Here is a 15,556-nt window from a genome sequence, read left to right on the forward strand (position 1 = left end):
CACCGAGTGGTGGGGCAAAGCCTTTTGGTTCCTTTTTGGCGTTTGAAAAAGGGACTCGCCGTAAGGGCGAAACCATAAGCCGACGTTACCGCAGCAACGGATATCCCCCCAATCCAATTCTCAAATACATCCCAGCGGGCACTTTCGATCAGACGGTTGCGAGTCTGGCGATCCCGGCCTATGGTCCAGACACAACATTGTCACGACCGGCGCGACAACCCGACGCCGGCCTTTTTTGTCCATCCATTGTGCTAGCGCAACGAGGTGACGACATGCCCAACGACTCCCGCCCCGCCGTACTCGAACTGATCGGCAACACGCCCCTGGTGCGCGTCAGCCGTTTCGATACCGGCCCGTGCACGCTGTTTCTCAAGCTCGAATCCCAGAACCCCGGCGGTTCGATCAAGGACCGCATCGGCCTTGCCATGATCGACGCCGCCGAACGCGACGGCCGCCTGCGACCCGGTGGCACCATCGTCGAAGCCACGGCCGGCAACACCGGCCTCGGCCTGGCACTGGTCGGCCGCGCCAAGGGTTATCGGGTGGTGCTGGTGGTGCCGGACAAGATGTCCACCGAGAAGGTCCTGCACCTCAAGGCCATGGGCGCCGAGGTGCATATCACCCGTTCCGATGTCGGCAAGGGCCATCCGGAGTACTACCAGGACGTTGCCGGACGCCTGGCCAGTGAAATCCCCGACGCCTTCTTCGCCGACCAGTTCAACAACCCGGCCAACCCACTGGCCCATGAGTGCAGTACCGCACCGGAGATCTGGGCGCAAACCCAGCATGATGTCGATGCCATCGTGGTCGGCGTGGGTTCAGCCGGCACGCTGACCGGGCTGACCCGGTTCTTCAGCCGTGTGCAACCGGAACTGGAAATGGTCCTGGCCGACCCGGTCGGCTCGGTGATGGCCGAATACAGCCGCAGCGGCACCCTTGGCACGCCGGGCTCCTGGGCCGTCGAAGGCATCGGCGAAGACTTCATTCCGTCGATTGCCGACCTGTCCAGCGTGCGCCACGCCTATTCGATCAGCGACGAGGAAAGCTTCGATCATGCCCGCCAGTTGCTGCGCGCCGAGGGCATTCTCGGCGGTTCGTCGACCGGCACCCTGTTGGCGGCGGCATTACGCTACTGCCGCGAGCAGACCCAACCGAAACGGGTGGTCAGCTTCGTCTGCGACACCGGTACGCGTTACTTGTCGAAGGTCTATAACGACCAGTGGATGAACGATCAGGGGCTGCTGAAAAGCAAGCAGTACGGCGACCTGCGCGACCTGATCGCGCGGCGCTTCGAGGACGGCCGGGTGATCAGCGTCGGCCCCGACGACACCCTGCTCACCGCGTTCCAGCGCATGCGCCTGGCGGATGTGTCGCAACTGCCGGTGCTGGTGAGCGGCAAGCAACTGGTCGGTGTAATCGACGAGTCCGACATCCTGCTGGGCGTGCATGAAGACGCTACGCACTTTCGCAAGACCGTCTCCAGCGCAATGACCGACAAATTGCAAACCCTGGCCCCCGACGCCTCACTGGCGGATCTGGAGGCGGAACTGGGCCGTGGGCTGGTGGCGATCATCCAGGATGCCTCAGGTTTCCACGGCCTGATCACCCGAACCGACATGCTCAATCACCTGCGGAGATCCCTGCCATGAGTCAGCACGATGAAAATTCCCCGCCACGGGGCTTCGCCACCCGCGTGATCCATGCAGGGCAAACGCCGGACCCGTCGACCGGCGCGCTGATGCCGCCGATCTACGCCAATTCCACCTATCTGCAGCAGAGCCCTGGCGTGCACAAGGGGCTGGACTACGGGCGTTCACACAATCCGACGCGCTGGGCGCTGGAACGTTGCGTCGCCGACCTCGAAGGCGGCACCCGGGGCTTTGCCTTCGCCTCGGGCCTGGCGACCATTTCCACGGTGCTGGAACTGCTCGACGCCGGCTCGCACATCGTCTCCGGAAATGACCTGTACGGCGGCACCTTCCGCCTGTTCGACAAGGTGCGCCAGCGCAGTGCCGGGCATCGCTTCAGCTTTGTCGACCTGACCGACCTCGCCGCCTTCGAGGCCGCCTTGCAGGACGACACACGCATGGTCATGGTCGAGACGCCGAGCAACCCACTGCTGCGCCTCACCGACCTTGCCGCCATCGCCCGCACCTGCCGCGACCGCGGCATCATCTGCGTGGCGGACAACACCTTTGCCAGCCCGTGGATACAACGCCCGCTGGAACTGGGCTTCGACATCGTGCTGCATTCGACCACCAAGTATCTCAATGGCCACTCCGACGTCATTGGCGGCATCGCCGTGGTCGGGCAGAACGCCGAGCTGGCCGAGCGCCTGGGTTTCCTGCAGAACGCGGTGGGCGCCATCGCCGGGCCGTTCGACGCCTTCCTCACCCTGCGCGGGGTCAAGACCCTGGCGTTGCGCATGGAGCGCCACTGCAGCAATGCGCTGGATCTGGCGCAATGGCTGGAACGTCAACCGCAAGTCGCCCGCGTCTATTACCCGGGCCTGCCCTCGCACCCGCAGCATGAGCTGGCGCGACAGCAGATGCGCGGCTACGGCGGGATGATCTCTGTCGACTTGAACACTGACCTGGCCGGCTCCCGGCGCTTCCTGGAAAACGTGCACATTTTTGCCCTGGCTGAAAGCCTGGGCGGCGTGGAAAGCCTGATCGAACACCCGGCGATCATGACCCACGCGACCATCCCGGTAGAAACCCGCGCGCAGCTGGGCATCGGCGATGCGCTGGTGCGGTTGTCCGTGGGGGTTGAGGATATCGAAGACTTGCGTGCAGACTTGGCGCAGGCGTTAACCCGGATTTAAGGGGTATACAAATCTTGTAGGAGCCAGGCTTGCCGGCGAAGAACGATAACGCGGTGCGACAGATACACCGCGGCGTCTGGTTCGCAGGCAAGCCTGGCTCCTACGGTGGTACCCATTATTGGTCTAAATTTTTGCGGATAATCGACACATGTCCAACCTCGACACCTCCCTGCAAGACGCCGCCGCGCCCGATGGCGTGTGCTACGGCTGCGGCAGCAGCAACCCCCACGGGCTGCACATCAAGAGCTACTGGCATGAGGACGGCGTGCATGTCATGGCCGAGCACGTGCCCGATGCCAAATACTGCGGCTGGCCGGACCTGGTCTACGGCGGACTGATCGCCATGTTGGTCGACTGCCACTCCAACTGGGCGGTCATGGCTTATCACTACCGCGCGGAAAACCGCGAAGTGGCCAGCCTGCCGCGCATCAATTGCGTCACCGGCAACCTCGGCATCAAGTTCATCAAGCCGACGCCCATGGGCATCCCGCTCACTCTGCGGGCGCGGGTGGAAGGTGAAGTCGGACGCAAGACGCGGGTCATCTGCGAAGTCTTTGCCGGGGATGTGCTGACCGCGGTGGGCGACTCCATCTTCGTACGGGTCGATACCGCGCAACTGGCAGACACCGCGCACGGGCGGTAGGTGTTTATTGCCGCAGATCCCTGTGGAAGCCGCCAGCACTCGAAAAATGAGCGATACCCGCTAATCTCCATTTGCCGTTTTTCAACACAGGAGTTTGGCCATGAAGCTCAGACATTCACTGGCGGCGCTGTTGATTTGCGCCAGCCTGCTCGGCTGTGCCACCTCATCCAAGGAGGGCGTGTCGGTCACGCTGAATGCCACCCGGCAGAACACCGGGCAGATCGGCAACGTCGCGTTGTCGGACTGGGACAAGCAAACCGGACTCAGTTTCTTCATCAGCGGTGTGCCAAGCGGTGCCGCCCTGCCCCTGCGTCTCTACAGCTTCATCAACAAAGGCAGCTGCCAGCAACCCGGCCCCGTCGCGTACGCCATGAATGACAAGGTCAACACCGAGCGCCAGGCGATTCGCGGCTGGACCTTCTCGAGAAGCGCGCCTGTGGCCTTGTCTGTGCTGCTGGCCGGCGACTACCACATCGTCGTGCGAACCGCAGCGACAGACGGCAACGTCGATATTTTCTGCGGGGACATCATGCCACAAGGGCCGGCGAAGTAGGCGCTTGCACCTGCGGGCCTCACACCGGCGAAATCGTTGCGAGCACGCCGATCAGAATGGTCAACACCAGAAAACCACCGAGGAAAATCGCCATCTTGCCCATAGAGCCTCCAACATTTCGAAAGTGCGGTGCACCGCGGCTACCGCTGCGCAACTTGCCGTCATTGTGGGGCTCGAACTGATTGCATTACAGCGTCAGAAAGCGCTGAAAAATACGGATCAGATGAAACAGATGGAACCAACGAACCCATGAACCTGTAGGAGCGAGCATGCTCCGGGCGGCGTTCCGACGATGGATGTCAACGATGACGTTGGAAACCTGACACCCCGCGGCGATCTCAGGTTCATCGCGAGCATGCTCGCTCCTACAGTTACAGGGATTTATTGCAGGTGTACAAAAAAGCCCACTGGCCATCCCTGGCTCAGTGGGCTTTTTGATCAAGCGCTCAGTTACAGCGCCATGTCCGCCGCAGCATTCTCTTTCGGTGCCTTGGCTTTTTCAGCCTCGACAGCCGGAGCCACAGCCTGGCCGATCGCAGGTGGTGGAGTCAGTTCCAGCACCTTGGCGGTGTAGGCCCATTCCTCGGCAACCTTTTCAGGGCTGGCGTTGAGCTGGGTGCCGTAGCTCGGCACGATTTGATGCAGTTTTTCCTGCCAGGCCGGGGTCGCGACCTTGTCCTTGAACACTTTCTGCAGCACGGTCAGCATGATCGGTGCGGCGGTCGAAGCGCCTGGGGACGCGCCCAGCAGGCCGGCGATGGTGCCGTCTTGCGAAGCGACGATTTCGGTGCCCAGTTTCAGTACGCCACCGGCAGCTTCATCACGCTTGATGATCTGCACGCGCTGGCCAGCTTGCCACAGGCGCCAGTCCTCGGCCTTGGCATTCGGGAAGTATTCCTTCAGGGCGTTGAGGCGGTCTTCGTCCGACAGCATCAGTTGACCGGCAAGGTACTCGACCAGCGGGTATTCCTTGATGCCGACCTTGGTCATTGGCCACACGTTATGCGTGGTGGTGGTGGTCAGCAGGTCCAGGTACGAACCCTCTTTCAGGAACTTGGTACTGAAGGTCGCGAATGGGCCAAACAGGATTACGCGCTTGCCATCCAGCACGCGGGTATCCAGGTGCGGAACCGACATCGGCGGTGCGCCAACCGAAGCCTTGCCGTAGGCCTTGGCCAGGTGTTCTTCGGCGATGGTCGGGTTCTCGGTCACCAGGAACGAGCCGCCCACCGGGAAGCCTGCGTATTCCTTGGCTTCAGGAATGCCGGACTTCTGCAGCAGGTGCAGGGCACCGCCGCCAGCGCCGATGAACACGAACTTGGCGTCGGTTTCGGATTTGCTGCCGTCTTTCAGGTTTTTGTAGCTGACGCGCCAGCTGCCGTCGGCGTTCTTGCTGATGTCCTGCACTTCACTGGACAGTTTCAGGTCGAATTTCGGCGTGGTCTGCAGGTGTGCAACGAACTGGCGGGTGATTTCGCCAAAGTTCACGTCGGTACCGATCGGAGACCAGGTGGCCGCGATTTTCTGGTTCGGGTCACGCCCTTCCATCATCAGCGGGACCCACTTCTTGATCACGGCCGGGTCTTCGGAGTACTGCATGCCGGCGAACAGCGGGCTTGCCTGCAGGGCTTCGTAGCGCTTTTTCAGGAACTTGATGTTGTCATCGCCCCACACGAAGCTCATGTGCGGTGTGGAGTTGATGAACGAACGCGGGTTCTTCAGCACGCCTTGCTGGACCTGCCAGGCCCAGAACTGACGGGAGATCTGGAACGCTTCGTTGATTTCAACGGCCTTGGGAATCGAGACGTTGCCTTTCTCGTCTTCCGGGGTGTAGTTCAACTCGGCCAAGGCAGAGTGACCGGTACCGGCGTTGTTCCAGCCGTTGGAGCTTTCCTGGGCGACGCCGTCGAGGCGCTCGATCATTTCCATCGAGGTGCCGGGTTCCAGCTCATTGAGCCACACACCGAGGGTTGCGCTCATGATGCCGCCGCCGATCAACAGCACGTCGACTTTCTTGGCTTCTTCGGCCTGGGCTGTCGTCATCCCCAACGACAAGGCCAGCCCCAGCAGGGCCGTGTTCACTTTCTTAAACATCTGTAGCACCTATGATAAAACGCCATCCGCCCTTCCAACTGCGATCGCAGGCCGCTTGTCTCACGGCATTCAGGCAAGTCTGCCGCGGGTTCTCGTACATAACGGCTGCACATGACGGCTGGAAGGTGGGCACACAAGGCCGATTGACTGCATCGACCCCAGTTATATGTCCCTACTGAACTGACTTTTTATCTTTTTTGGCTTCAGCTACTTGAGCGACAGTGATTCTGCTCGCCCGCCTCAAGGGCAGGAAAACTGAATAGATCAAACCAAGTTGTTGCGAAGAATATCACGACAAGCCCAGCCCGCGCGTGATGGATGTAGGTGGCGACTATACTCACTGGTCATCAGTTGAGCATGTGGGAGCCGCCATGAGCGACAAAGACGATCTGCGCAAATATTCCTCCCAGGTAATCGACGGCGTGGAGGCTGCCCCCGCCCGTGCCATGCTGCGTGCCGTGGGCTTTACCGACGAAGACTTCAAGAAACCACAGATCGGCATCGCCTCCACCTGGGCGATGGTCACGCCGTGCAACATGCACATCGACAAACTCGCGATCGAAGCGGAAAAAGGCGCGAATGCCGCCGGCGCCAAGGGCGTCATTTTCAACACCATCACCATTTCCGACGGCATCGCCAATGGCACCGAAGGCATGAAATATTCACTGGTGTCCCGCGAGGTGATAGCCGACTCCATCGAGGTGGTGGTCGGTTGCGAAGGCTTCGACGGGCTGGTGACCGTGGGGGGTTGCGACAAGAACATGCCAGGCTGCCTGATCGGCATGGCGCGGCTCAACCGCCCTTCGATCTTCGTCTATGGCGGCACCATCCGCCCGGGCGCCGGCCACACCGACATCATTTCCGTGTTCGAAGCCGTGGGCCAGCACGCGCGCGGTGACATCAGCGAGATCCAGGTCAAGCAGATCGAGGAAGTGGCGATTCCCGGCCCCGGCTCCTGTGGCGGCATGTACACCGCCAACACCATGGCCTCGGCCATCGAGGCGCTGGGCATGAGCCTGCCCGGTTCGAGCTCCCAGGACGCCGTTGGCGGCGACAAGGCCTCGGACAGTTTCCGCGCCGGCCAGCAAGTGATGGAATTGCTCAAGCTGGACCTCAAGCCCCGGGACATCATGACCCGCAAGGCCTTCGAAAACGCCATTCGCGTGGTGATCGCCCTCGCCGGCTCGACCAACGCCGTGCTGCATCTGTTGGCCATGGCCAATGCCGTGGATGTCGAACTGACCCTGGATGACTTCGTCGAGCTGGGCAAGATTTCGCCGGTGGTGGCCGACCTGCGCCCCAGTGGCAAATACATGATGAGCGAGCTGGTGGCCATTGGCGGCATCCAGCCCTTGATGAAGCGCATGCTCGCCGCTGGCATGCTGCACGGCGATGTGATGACCGTGACCGGCAAGACCCTGGCGGAAAACCTCGAAAACGTGCCCGACTACCCCGCTGGCCAGGACGTGATCCTGCCTTTCGATCAGCCGATCAAGAAGGACTCGCACCTGGTGATCCTGCACGGCAACCTCGCGCCCACCGGTGCCGTGGCCAAGATCACCGGCAAGGAAGGCCTGCGCTTCGAAGGCACGGCCCGTGTGTACCACGGCGAGGAAGGCGCCCTGGCCGGCATCCTCAACGGCGAAGTGCAGGCGGGCGATGTGATCGTGATTCGCTACGAAGGGCCCAAGGGCGGGCCGGGCATGCGCGAAATGCTCTCGCCGACATCGGCGGTGATGGGCAAGGGTTTGGGCAAGGATGTGGCGCTGATCACCGACGGGCGTTTTTCCGGTGGCTCCCATGGTTTCGTGGTGGGGCATATCACACCCGAAGCGTTTGAAGGCGGCCCGATCGCGTTGATCGAAGATGGCGACCGGATCACCATCGATGCGCAAACCCGGCAGATCACCGTTGATGTGTCCGATACTCAACTGGCCGAGCGCAAGAGCCGTTGGGTACGGCCGGAATCGAAGTACAAGCGCGGGGTGCTGGCCAAGTATGCGAAGACCGTGTCGAGTGCTTCGGAGGGGGCGGTGACTGACAAGTACCTTTGAAACCTGGATTTGTGTTGTCTGATCTACCGCCTTCGCGAGCAGGCTCGCTCCCACATTTTCTAATGCATTCCATTGTGGGAGCGAGCCTGCTCGCGAAGGGGCCCTTAAAGGCAGTGCAAAATGAAAGGATGTATCAAAGGCGGAAGCGATCCACCGACTGCGACAGTTGCCCCGCCAGCGAAGACAACTCATCCGTCGTCAAAGCCGTCTGCCCGATCACCTTGCTGTTGCCTTCGGACATGCCGGCAATCATCTCCACCTGATGGGCGATTTCATTGCTGGCCAGGCTCTGCTCGCCGATGGTGCGGCTGATGTCGTTGACCAGTTGCGTGGTGTTGAGCGTGGCCTCGAGGATCTCGCGGATGGCACGCTCGACGTCGGCGGTCACGGCCATGCCCTTGTCGACCTGGGACACGCCCTCCTCCATGCTGATCACCGCTTCGCGGGTGCTTTGCTGGATGCGCGAGACCATGGCGGCGATTTCCTGGGTCGAAGCGCTGGTGCGGCCCGCCAGGCTGCGCACTTCATCGGCCACCACGGCAAAACCACGGCCCTGCTCCCCAGCGCGGGCGGCTTCGATGGCGGCGTTGAGCGCCAGCAGGTTGGTCTGGTCGGCGATGCCCTTGATCACCTGGATGATGCTGAAAATTCCTTCGGATTCCTTGTCCAGGGTGCGAATCACCTGTGCCGACTGCTGCGCCGAACGGGCGATGCCGTCCATGTCGCTGACCACCTGATGGATCACCCGCCCACCATCCTTGGCCAGCGCCTCGGCCTGGTTGGCCATGTCCAGCGCCCTTCCGGCATGCCGGGTGATTTCCTCGATGCTCGCGGTCATTTCGCTGGCAGCGGCGGCCATGGTGCTGGCGGCGGCGCTTTGTTGCTGGCTGCTGCCGGCCACTTCGTGGCAACCCTCGCTCAGGCGTGTGCTCATGCCGTTGACACCATGGGCGTTGCTGCGTACTGCTTCGATCATGTCGCGCAAATCACGCTGCATGGTCGCCAGGCTGCGAATCAGGGTGCTGGCTTCGTCCTTGCGCTCGGGTACTGCAATCGTCTCGCTCAGGTTGCCATGGGCGATGCGTTCGGCGATGCGGCTGGCCGTTTGCAAGGGGTTCATGATGCTCAGGATCACCCAGCGTCCCTGGACGAGCAGCAACAACAGGCTGGCGAAAAGCACGGCGCCGAGGGCCAGGTTGGCGCTGCCGAGCGCTTGACGGGTCCCTGCACTGGTCTGTTGGGTGTTGTTTTCGATCAGCTCGCTGAGGGCCGCCATCTGGTCTTCCAGTTGGCTGAACACGCTGTTGAAGGCGCCCAGTTCTTTCTGCGCGGCCTCGGGGTTTTCCAGGGCGATTCCAACAATGCGCTCGGCCGCAGCGATGTAGGTGTCGAGGCTGGGCTTGATCTTGTGCAAAGCGTCTTTGAGGGTGACATTGACCGCCAGGTTCAGGTTGTCGCCGAGCACTTCGCGAAAGTGTGCCGCGTGCTCTTCGATGGACGTGCGCACTTCGGCCTTGCTGCTGGTACTTTTACCCAGCCCGACCAACATCGCGGACAACACGTCGGCACGTAGCGCGTCGTGCATCATGTCGGCTTCCATGTGGTTGCGCAGCACGGTCATGCCAACCTCGTTTTCCTGCACCGCATCCGCCATCCGGGCAGTCCCCAGGTAACCGACCAGGCCCATGATCAACGCGGTGAGCAACCCCGTCCCTATCAGCAGCAGCAAACGCAGTTTTATGGACACTCTGTGGTTCCTCTTTCTGGCACGTATGTCGATGGGCCAAACGGCCATCGCGAATGGCGTCTCAAGAGGTTATCGACGGGTCGCTGCGCGAATTGAAGGCTATCCCCACTGATTTCTGTTTTTGCGACATGCGGTAGGTAAAGCGGCTTTTTCTGCCGTATGTCGCAGTGAAACCAACAGCAGGCTCACCCATGCGCCAGCGACGGCGAGCGCCATGTCCTTTTGAGAATCCCAGGGGTCGTTTTGCGCGCCGACAAAGGCTTTTGCCGTGTCGTCGCCCAAGTAAGCCCCGCCAATCCATTCCACCAGTTCGTAGACGGCCGAGGTCGACAAAATGATGTTCAAGGCCATGAAGAACAGCCAGCGCCCGCGCAACGGTGTCAGCTGCAGCAGCACTTCGCGGATTGGCCAGGCCATCATTAGCCCGTAGCTCAAATGAACCAGCCGGTCGTAATGTTTACGCTGCAGGCCAAAGCTCTTGTCGAAGCTGACGCCGGTCAAGGCCGAACACCAACGATCGTAAGGCACCAGGGAATAGGTGTAATGGGCGCCTAGTTCATGAATGCACAAGAACACGAATACCAGCGTAAGGGAGGCCGCCGACAGGCGAAACTGGCGATAGAACACCACCAACGTCCCCACCAGCAGCAGCGCCAGCAGGTTTTCCAGCGCCCAATCCACCCGGATACGTGGGGAATAGCCCAGCGCAATGACAATCAGCATGAACAGAATCAACAGCGTCAATTCGTATCGCGGATGTTCCCTGGGCTGCATCATGTGAGTTCCTCGACACCCGTGAATTCAAGATCCATAGGGACTTTTAACTTCGAGAGGAACCCTCGCCGCAAGTTCGCTTTTTTCCTTTGACTCATGCTAGGTTGTACGATGACCGATGAGCAGCATTACCCGGTCGCTCCGATCACTCATAACAACAAGGAACCCTCATGAAAAAAGCAAAGGTGCTGATTGGTTTTCTGTGCCTGTTCTGCGGCTACGTCGCAGCCAGCCCGGCGGCCGCGGACAAGGACGTGGCAAAAGCCGTCGATCACTTGACCCAGGCAATGCTGCATAAGGACATTGCCGAGCTGAATGCGTTGACGGCCGAAAACCTCAGCTACGGCCATTCCAGCGGCAAAATCCAGGACAAGCAACAATTCATCGCCGATATCGAAACCGGCAAAAGCGCCTTCAAGACCCTTGAGATGCAGAACCAGACCATCACCGTCTCCGGCGATGTGGCGTTGGTTCGCCACCACTTTTCGGCCCAGGCTCTCAAGGGCTCCGAGGTGGTCCCGACGGAAATCGAGAACTTCCAGATCTGGCAGAAACAAAGCGGAAAATGGCTACTGGTAGGACGACAGGCGTTCAAGTTCTGATGTGGGGGTGACCCCGGAAAAAGGGGACGAATGGGCGTCTACCCGCCGATCCGTCCCCTTGGGTGTTGCGCTGGTGCCGACCCTGGTTTCAGTGCCCGCGAATGTAATGCTCGAACTGCCGAATCAGGTCGGCCTGCTCGATAATGGCTTGCTTGACCAGATCGCCGATCGACAGCAAACCGATCAGCTCGCCGTTTTCCACCACCGGCAGATGCCGCAAATGGCTGTCAGTCATGACCGCCATGCAATGCTCGATGCTCTGTTGGCTGTCGGCCGTGACCACCGGCGAGCTCATGATCGCCCGGACCGGCGTGCCCACTGACGAACGCCCCAGCAGCACCACCTTGCGCGCATAGTCACGCTCGCTGATCACCCCGACGACCTGGCCCTTTTCGATCACCGGCAACGCGCCCACGTTCTTTTCGGCCATTTTCTGCACGGCCTCCAACACCATGGCGTCGGGTGCGATGCTGTGCACCTGCTGATTTTCCACGACCTTGAGCTTGAGCAACTGTGCGGCTGTCTTCATGTTCGTCTCCTGATGTAAATGGCCTGCAACGTCAGGCCACTCCGACTTCCACCAACCCTTCGTTCAACCGCACTGGCCAGACCCGCAAGCGCTGTTGCGGGTACTCCAGGCAACTGCCATCCTCAAGACGAAAATGCTGCTTGTAGATCGGCGAGGCAACGACCAGGTCGCCCTTGATGCTGCCGACCAGTCCGCGGCCGATGACATTGGCCCCCGATTGCGGGTCGTGGTTGTCGATGGCATAGAGTTGTTTGCCTTCCATGCCCGGCAGGTAGAACAGCGCCACCTGGGCACCGTCCAGCCACACCACCACACCGGAGTCATTGACCAGGTCCTGCTGGCTGCACACCGATTGCCAGACGACAGACGCAGGGGCTTCAACGCGTAGGGTATTGGACGGGTTCATCAGACACTCTCCTCGGTAACAGGGATCAGGTTGAGTTCAGCCGCCATGATCGGCCGGCGCTGGCCGCGCTCCTGGACAAAGTGGATGTCCGGATCCGGGCGTTTATCGTTGACGAAGGTCCGGAAGCGCTTGAGCTTTTCCGGGTCCTTGAGGGCATTGGCCCACTCGCATTCGTAGCGATTGACCACCAGTTGCATCTGCGACTCGAGCTCGGCGCCCAGGCCCAGGCTGTCGTGGATGATCACGTCCTTGAGGTAATCCAGGCCGCCTTCCAGGCTTTCGCGCCAGACCGAGGTGCGCTGCAGCTTGTCGGCGGTACGGATGTAGAACATCAGGAAGCGGTCGATGTAGCGGATCAGGGTCGCGTCATCGAGGTCGGTGGCGAACAGCTCGGCATGGCGCGGGCGCATGCCGCCGTTACCGGCGATGTAGAGGTTCCACCCCTTCTCGGTGGCGATCACACCGACGTCCTTGCTTTGCGCCTCGGCGCACTCACGGGTGCAACCGGACACCGCGAACTTGAGCTTGTGCGGCGAACGCAGGCCCTTGTAGCGATCCTCAATGGTCAGTGCCATTTGCACGCTGTCCTGCACGCCATAGCGGCACCAGGTGCTGCCGACACAGGACTTCACCGTGCGAGTCGACTTGCCGTAGGCGTGACCGGTTTCGAAGCCCGCTTCAATCAGTTCGCCCCAGATGTCCGGCAACTGGTGCAACTGGGCGCCGAACAGGTCGATGCGCTGGCCGCCGGTAATCTTGGTGTAGAGGTCATACTTTTTCGCCACCACGCCGATGGCAATCAGCTTGTCGGCAGTAATCTCGCCACCGGGAATGCGTGGCACGACCGAATAGGTGCCGTTCTTCTGCATGTTGGCCATGAAGGTGTCGTTGGTGTCCTGCAGCGGCACCAGCGACGGGTCCATGATCGGCTGGTTCCAGCACGACGCCAGGATCGAGCCCACCGCCGGCTTGCACACGTCGCAACCGGTGTGGCCACGGCCATGCTTGGCCAGCAATTCTTCGAAGCTGATCACCCCTTCTACCCGTACCAGCGCATACAGCTCCTGGCGGGTGTAGGCGAAGTGTTCGCACAGGCTCTTGTCGACGCTGACCCCACGGGCAATCAGCTCATGTTCGAAGACTTGCTTGAGCAACCCGGCGCAACCGCCGCAGCCGGTGCAGGCCTTGGTCTGCGACTTGAGCAGGCCAAGGTCGGTGCAACCGCCGTCGATGGCCGAGCAGATGGCGCCCTTGGTCACGTTGTGGCACGAGCAAACCGTGGCCGTTTCCGGCAAGGCGCCAGGCCCCAGGGTTGGTGCACCTTCGGACGACGGCAGGATCAACGCGGCGGGTTCGGCCGGCAAGGCGATCGCGTTCTGCATGTATTGCAACAGCGTGTCGTAATAGCTGTTGTCGCCGATCAGCACTGCACCGAGCACGTGTTTGCCGCTGGCATCCACCACCAGGCGGCGATAGCTGGCCGTGGTTTCGTCGATGAACTGATAGCTGCGCGCGCCAGGCGTATTGGCGTGGGCGTCGCCGATGGAGCCAACGTCGACGCCCAGCAGCTTGAGCTTGGTCGACATGTCGGCACCCTGGAACGGCTCGGCGGCATCGTCACACAGGCGCGCGGCGACACTGCGGGCCATCTGGTAACCCGGCGCGACCAGGCCGAACAGGCTGCCGTTCCAGGACGCGCATTCACCGATGGCGTAGATGTTCGGGTCACAGCTCAGGCAGGTGTCATCGATCACCACGCCACCGCGCGGGCCGATCTCCAGCGCACATTGCCGGGCCAGCGCATCCTGGGCGCGGATACCGGCGGAGAACACGATCAGGTCGGTTTCGAGGAATTCGTCGTTGGCGAAGTTCATCCGATAGCGGTACTGCTCGCCAGCGCTGATCGATTGCGTGGCGCGGGACAGGTGCACGCCGACGCCAAGGCGCTCGATCTGCGCCTTGAGCGCCAGGCCACCCAGATCATCCAGTTGCACCGGCATCAGGCGCGGGGCAAATTCCACCACGTGCGCTTCGAGCCCCAGGCTTTTCAGGGCGTTGGCGGCTTCAAGGCCCAGCAAGCCACCGCCGACCACCACACCGCGCCGGGCATTGGCCGCCGCGGCACGAATGGCATCGAGGTCTTCCAGGGTGCGATAGACCAGGCGCGAATCGCCTTCGGCGCCTTCGATCGGCGGCACGAACGGATAGGAGCCGGTGGCCAGGACCAGCTTGTCGTAGGCCACGCAACCTTGAGCGGTGATCACCTGGCGCCGGGCGCGGTCGATTTCCAGCACCGGTATCCCCAGGTGCAACGTGACGCCTTGGGTCTCGTACAGCGCCGCGTCACTGAGTGCCAGCGACTCGGCGTCGCGACCGGAAAAGTACTCGGACAGATGCACGCGGTCGTAGGCACGCATTGGTTCTTCGCTGAAGACATGCAGCCGATAGCGGTCAAGGGCGCCACGTTCGATCAACTGCTCGACACAATGATGCCCGACCATGCCATTGCCGATCACGACCAGCGTTTGCTGTTTGTTCAAAGTGGCTACATTGGAATTCATAAACGACACCTGCCCTAAGCCCATCACGGTGAAAAAAAGCAAAAAAAAACGCCTGAAACCTTGCGGTTCCAGGCGTCTTTGCCTGTTCTTTTGCGGTGTTGAAAACCAGACGGCCATGCCTGATCCACCGATGTTGCCCACGACCTGTGCGGCCAGTCGATCGTCGTTGACCGAGAGGGCTGCCCATCTTTTTCAGAGGGGCTTGATGGGGTTTATGCAGGGTTTGTGCCAGCCGAACGCAAGAAGACATCATGGTGGTGCAGACGTGAGTGTTTAGTCCTTGCTGGCCGCCAGATTGGCAGGTTTTTGGCGAAATGAATGGTGCTGCCAGTGGTAAATGTCGCAGAGAAAAATGCATCGGCAACCCGCTTCGCACTGGTGCACGCTTTCGGTCACCGCGCTTTAAAAGTGCGCAAAACCTGTAGGAGCGAGCATGCTCGCGATGAACCTGAGAGCGCCGAGGGGTGTCAGGTGCCCAGCGGCCGCCTCGTCGTTGCGTTGGCTTTTGATTTTCTTACCCCCTCACGCCATGAGCCTGTCCGTCAACCTGTGACGATTGCCATCGGCGCTTCTACCAACGTTGATCCATGATGCGTCGAAGCCTGTGGGCGATGTTGTTGGAGTACATATCCATTGCTGCGGTAACGGCGGCTTATGGTTTCGCCCTTACGGCGACTCCCTTTTTCAAACGCCAAAAAGGAAGCAAAAGGCTTTGCCCCACCACTCGGTGCCTCGCTGTGGCTCGGCATGCCCTCTCTCCGGCATTGCT

At 61.0% G+C, this 15,556-nt stretch carries 12 protein-coding genes and 2 pseudogenes; 6 read left to right on the plus strand and 8 right to left on the minus strand.

The features are described 5' to 3' along the window. The first annotated feature begins 272 nt into the window (after positions 1-272). The 4 genes from AC1Q8Q_RS31165 to AC1Q8Q_RS31180 all read left to right on the plus strand — a co-directional run bounded on the left by AC1Q8Q_RS31165 (position 273) and on the right by AC1Q8Q_RS31180 (position 4,020). Positions 273-1,649 carry a pyridoxal-phosphate dependent enzyme gene (locus tag AC1Q8Q_RS31165; protein ID WP_168758329.1) on the plus strand — a complete coding sequence of 459 codons (1,377 nt, stop codon included), beginning with the start codon at positions 273-275 and terminating at the stop codon, positions 1,647-1,649. Beyond that, entirely contained in the window at positions 1,646-2,824 is a 1,179-nt protein-coding gene (locus tag AC1Q8Q_RS31170; protein ID WP_168758330.1) for a trans-sulfuration enzyme family protein, read from the plus strand. Before AC1Q8Q_RS31165 ends, AC1Q8Q_RS31170 begins: the two co-directional genes overlap by 4 nt. A gap of 148 nt (positions 2,825-2,972) precedes the next feature. Beyond that, on the plus strand, positions 2,973-3,467 hold the full coding sequence (locus AC1Q8Q_RS31175; protein ID WP_020796353.1) for a PaaI family thioesterase: 495 nt from the start codon (positions 2,973-2,975) through the stop codon (positions 3,465-3,467). Between the two features lie 100 nt (positions 3,468-3,567). After that, entirely contained in the window at positions 3,568-4,020 is a 453-nt protein-coding gene (locus AC1Q8Q_RS31180) for a hypothetical protein (protein ID WP_492615931.1), read from the plus strand. A gap of 450 nt (positions 4,021-4,470) precedes the next feature. Here the strand turns inward: AC1Q8Q_RS31180 and mqo are convergent, their stop codons facing one another. Then, positions 4,471-6,114 (minus strand): malate dehydrogenase (quinone), encoded by a 1,644-nt coding sequence (gene mqo / locus AC1Q8Q_RS31185; RefSeq protein WP_492615932.1) that lies wholly within the window; start codon positions 6,112-6,114, stop codon positions 4,471-4,473. 371 nt (positions 6,115-6,485) lie between these two features. Between mqo and ilvD the strand changes: the two genes are divergently transcribed. After that, a complete protein-coding gene (gene ilvD, locus AC1Q8Q_RS31190) occupies positions 6,486-8,168 on the plus strand; it encodes a dihydroxy-acid dehydratase (RefSeq protein WP_083349297.1) in 1,683 nt (560 codons plus the stop codon). A gap of 133 nt (positions 8,169-8,301) precedes the next feature. On the opposite strand, the gene AC1Q8Q_RS31195 is transcribed toward ilvD, so the two are convergent. The 3 genes and pseudogenes from AC1Q8Q_RS31195 to AC1Q8Q_RS31205 form a co-directional block, all read right to left on the minus strand. Continuing rightward, the gene (locus AC1Q8Q_RS31195) at positions 8,302-9,165 is read right to left on the minus strand and encodes a methyl-accepting chemotaxis protein (RefSeq protein WP_414896149.1); all 864 of its coding nucleotides are present in this window, start codon (positions 9,163-9,165) and stop codon (positions 8,302-8,304) included. Next, positions 9,157-9,963, minus strand: a pseudogene (locus AC1Q8Q_RS31200) (MCP four helix bundle domain-containing protein); the annotation flags it as partial. The pseudogene AC1Q8Q_RS31200 and the gene AC1Q8Q_RS31195, both read right to left, overlap by 9 nt. A gap of 51 nt (positions 9,964-10,014) precedes the next feature. After that, positions 10,015-10,689 (minus strand): DUF2238 domain-containing protein, encoded by a 675-nt coding sequence (locus AC1Q8Q_RS31205; RefSeq protein WP_492615933.1) that lies wholly within the window; start codon positions 10,687-10,689, stop codon positions 10,015-10,017. A 170-nt stretch (positions 10,690-10,859) separates the two neighbouring features. Between AC1Q8Q_RS31205 and AC1Q8Q_RS31210 the strand changes: the two genes are divergently transcribed. After that, complete coding sequence (locus tag AC1Q8Q_RS31210) at positions 10,860-11,291, plus strand: nuclear transport factor 2 family protein (protein WP_020796360.1); 432 nt, start codon at positions 10,860-10,862, stop codon at positions 11,289-11,291. Positions 11,292-11,379: 88 nt separating this feature from the next. On the opposite strand, the gene AC1Q8Q_RS31215 is transcribed toward AC1Q8Q_RS31210, so the two are convergent. The 4 genes and pseudogenes from AC1Q8Q_RS31215 to AC1Q8Q_RS31230 all read right to left on the minus strand — a co-directional run. Further along, a complete protein-coding gene (locus AC1Q8Q_RS31215) occupies positions 11,380-11,820 on the minus strand; it encodes a CBS domain-containing protein (protein WP_020796361.1) in 441 nt (146 codons plus the stop codon). A 31-nt stretch (positions 11,821-11,851) separates the two neighbouring features. Further along, positions 11,852-12,226 carry a nitrite reductase small subunit NirD gene (gene nirD / locus AC1Q8Q_RS31220; protein ID WP_020796362.1) on the minus strand — a complete coding sequence of 125 codons (375 nt, stop codon included), beginning with the start codon at positions 12,224-12,226 and terminating at the stop codon, positions 11,852-11,854. Next, positions 12,226-14,787, minus strand: a complete 2,562-nt coding sequence (gene nirB / locus AC1Q8Q_RS31225; RefSeq protein ID WP_033043294.1) for a nitrite reductase large subunit NirB — start codon at positions 14,785-14,787, stop codon at positions 12,226-12,228. Before nirB ends, nirD begins: the two co-directional genes overlap by 1 nt. A 542-nt stretch (positions 14,788-15,329) precedes the next feature. Next, a pseudogene (locus tag AC1Q8Q_RS31230) lies at positions 15,330-15,556 on the minus strand (hypothetical protein); the annotation flags it as partial.

The sequence above is a fragment of the Pseudomonas sp. GW823-FHT06B06 genome, from assembly GCF_058795195.1.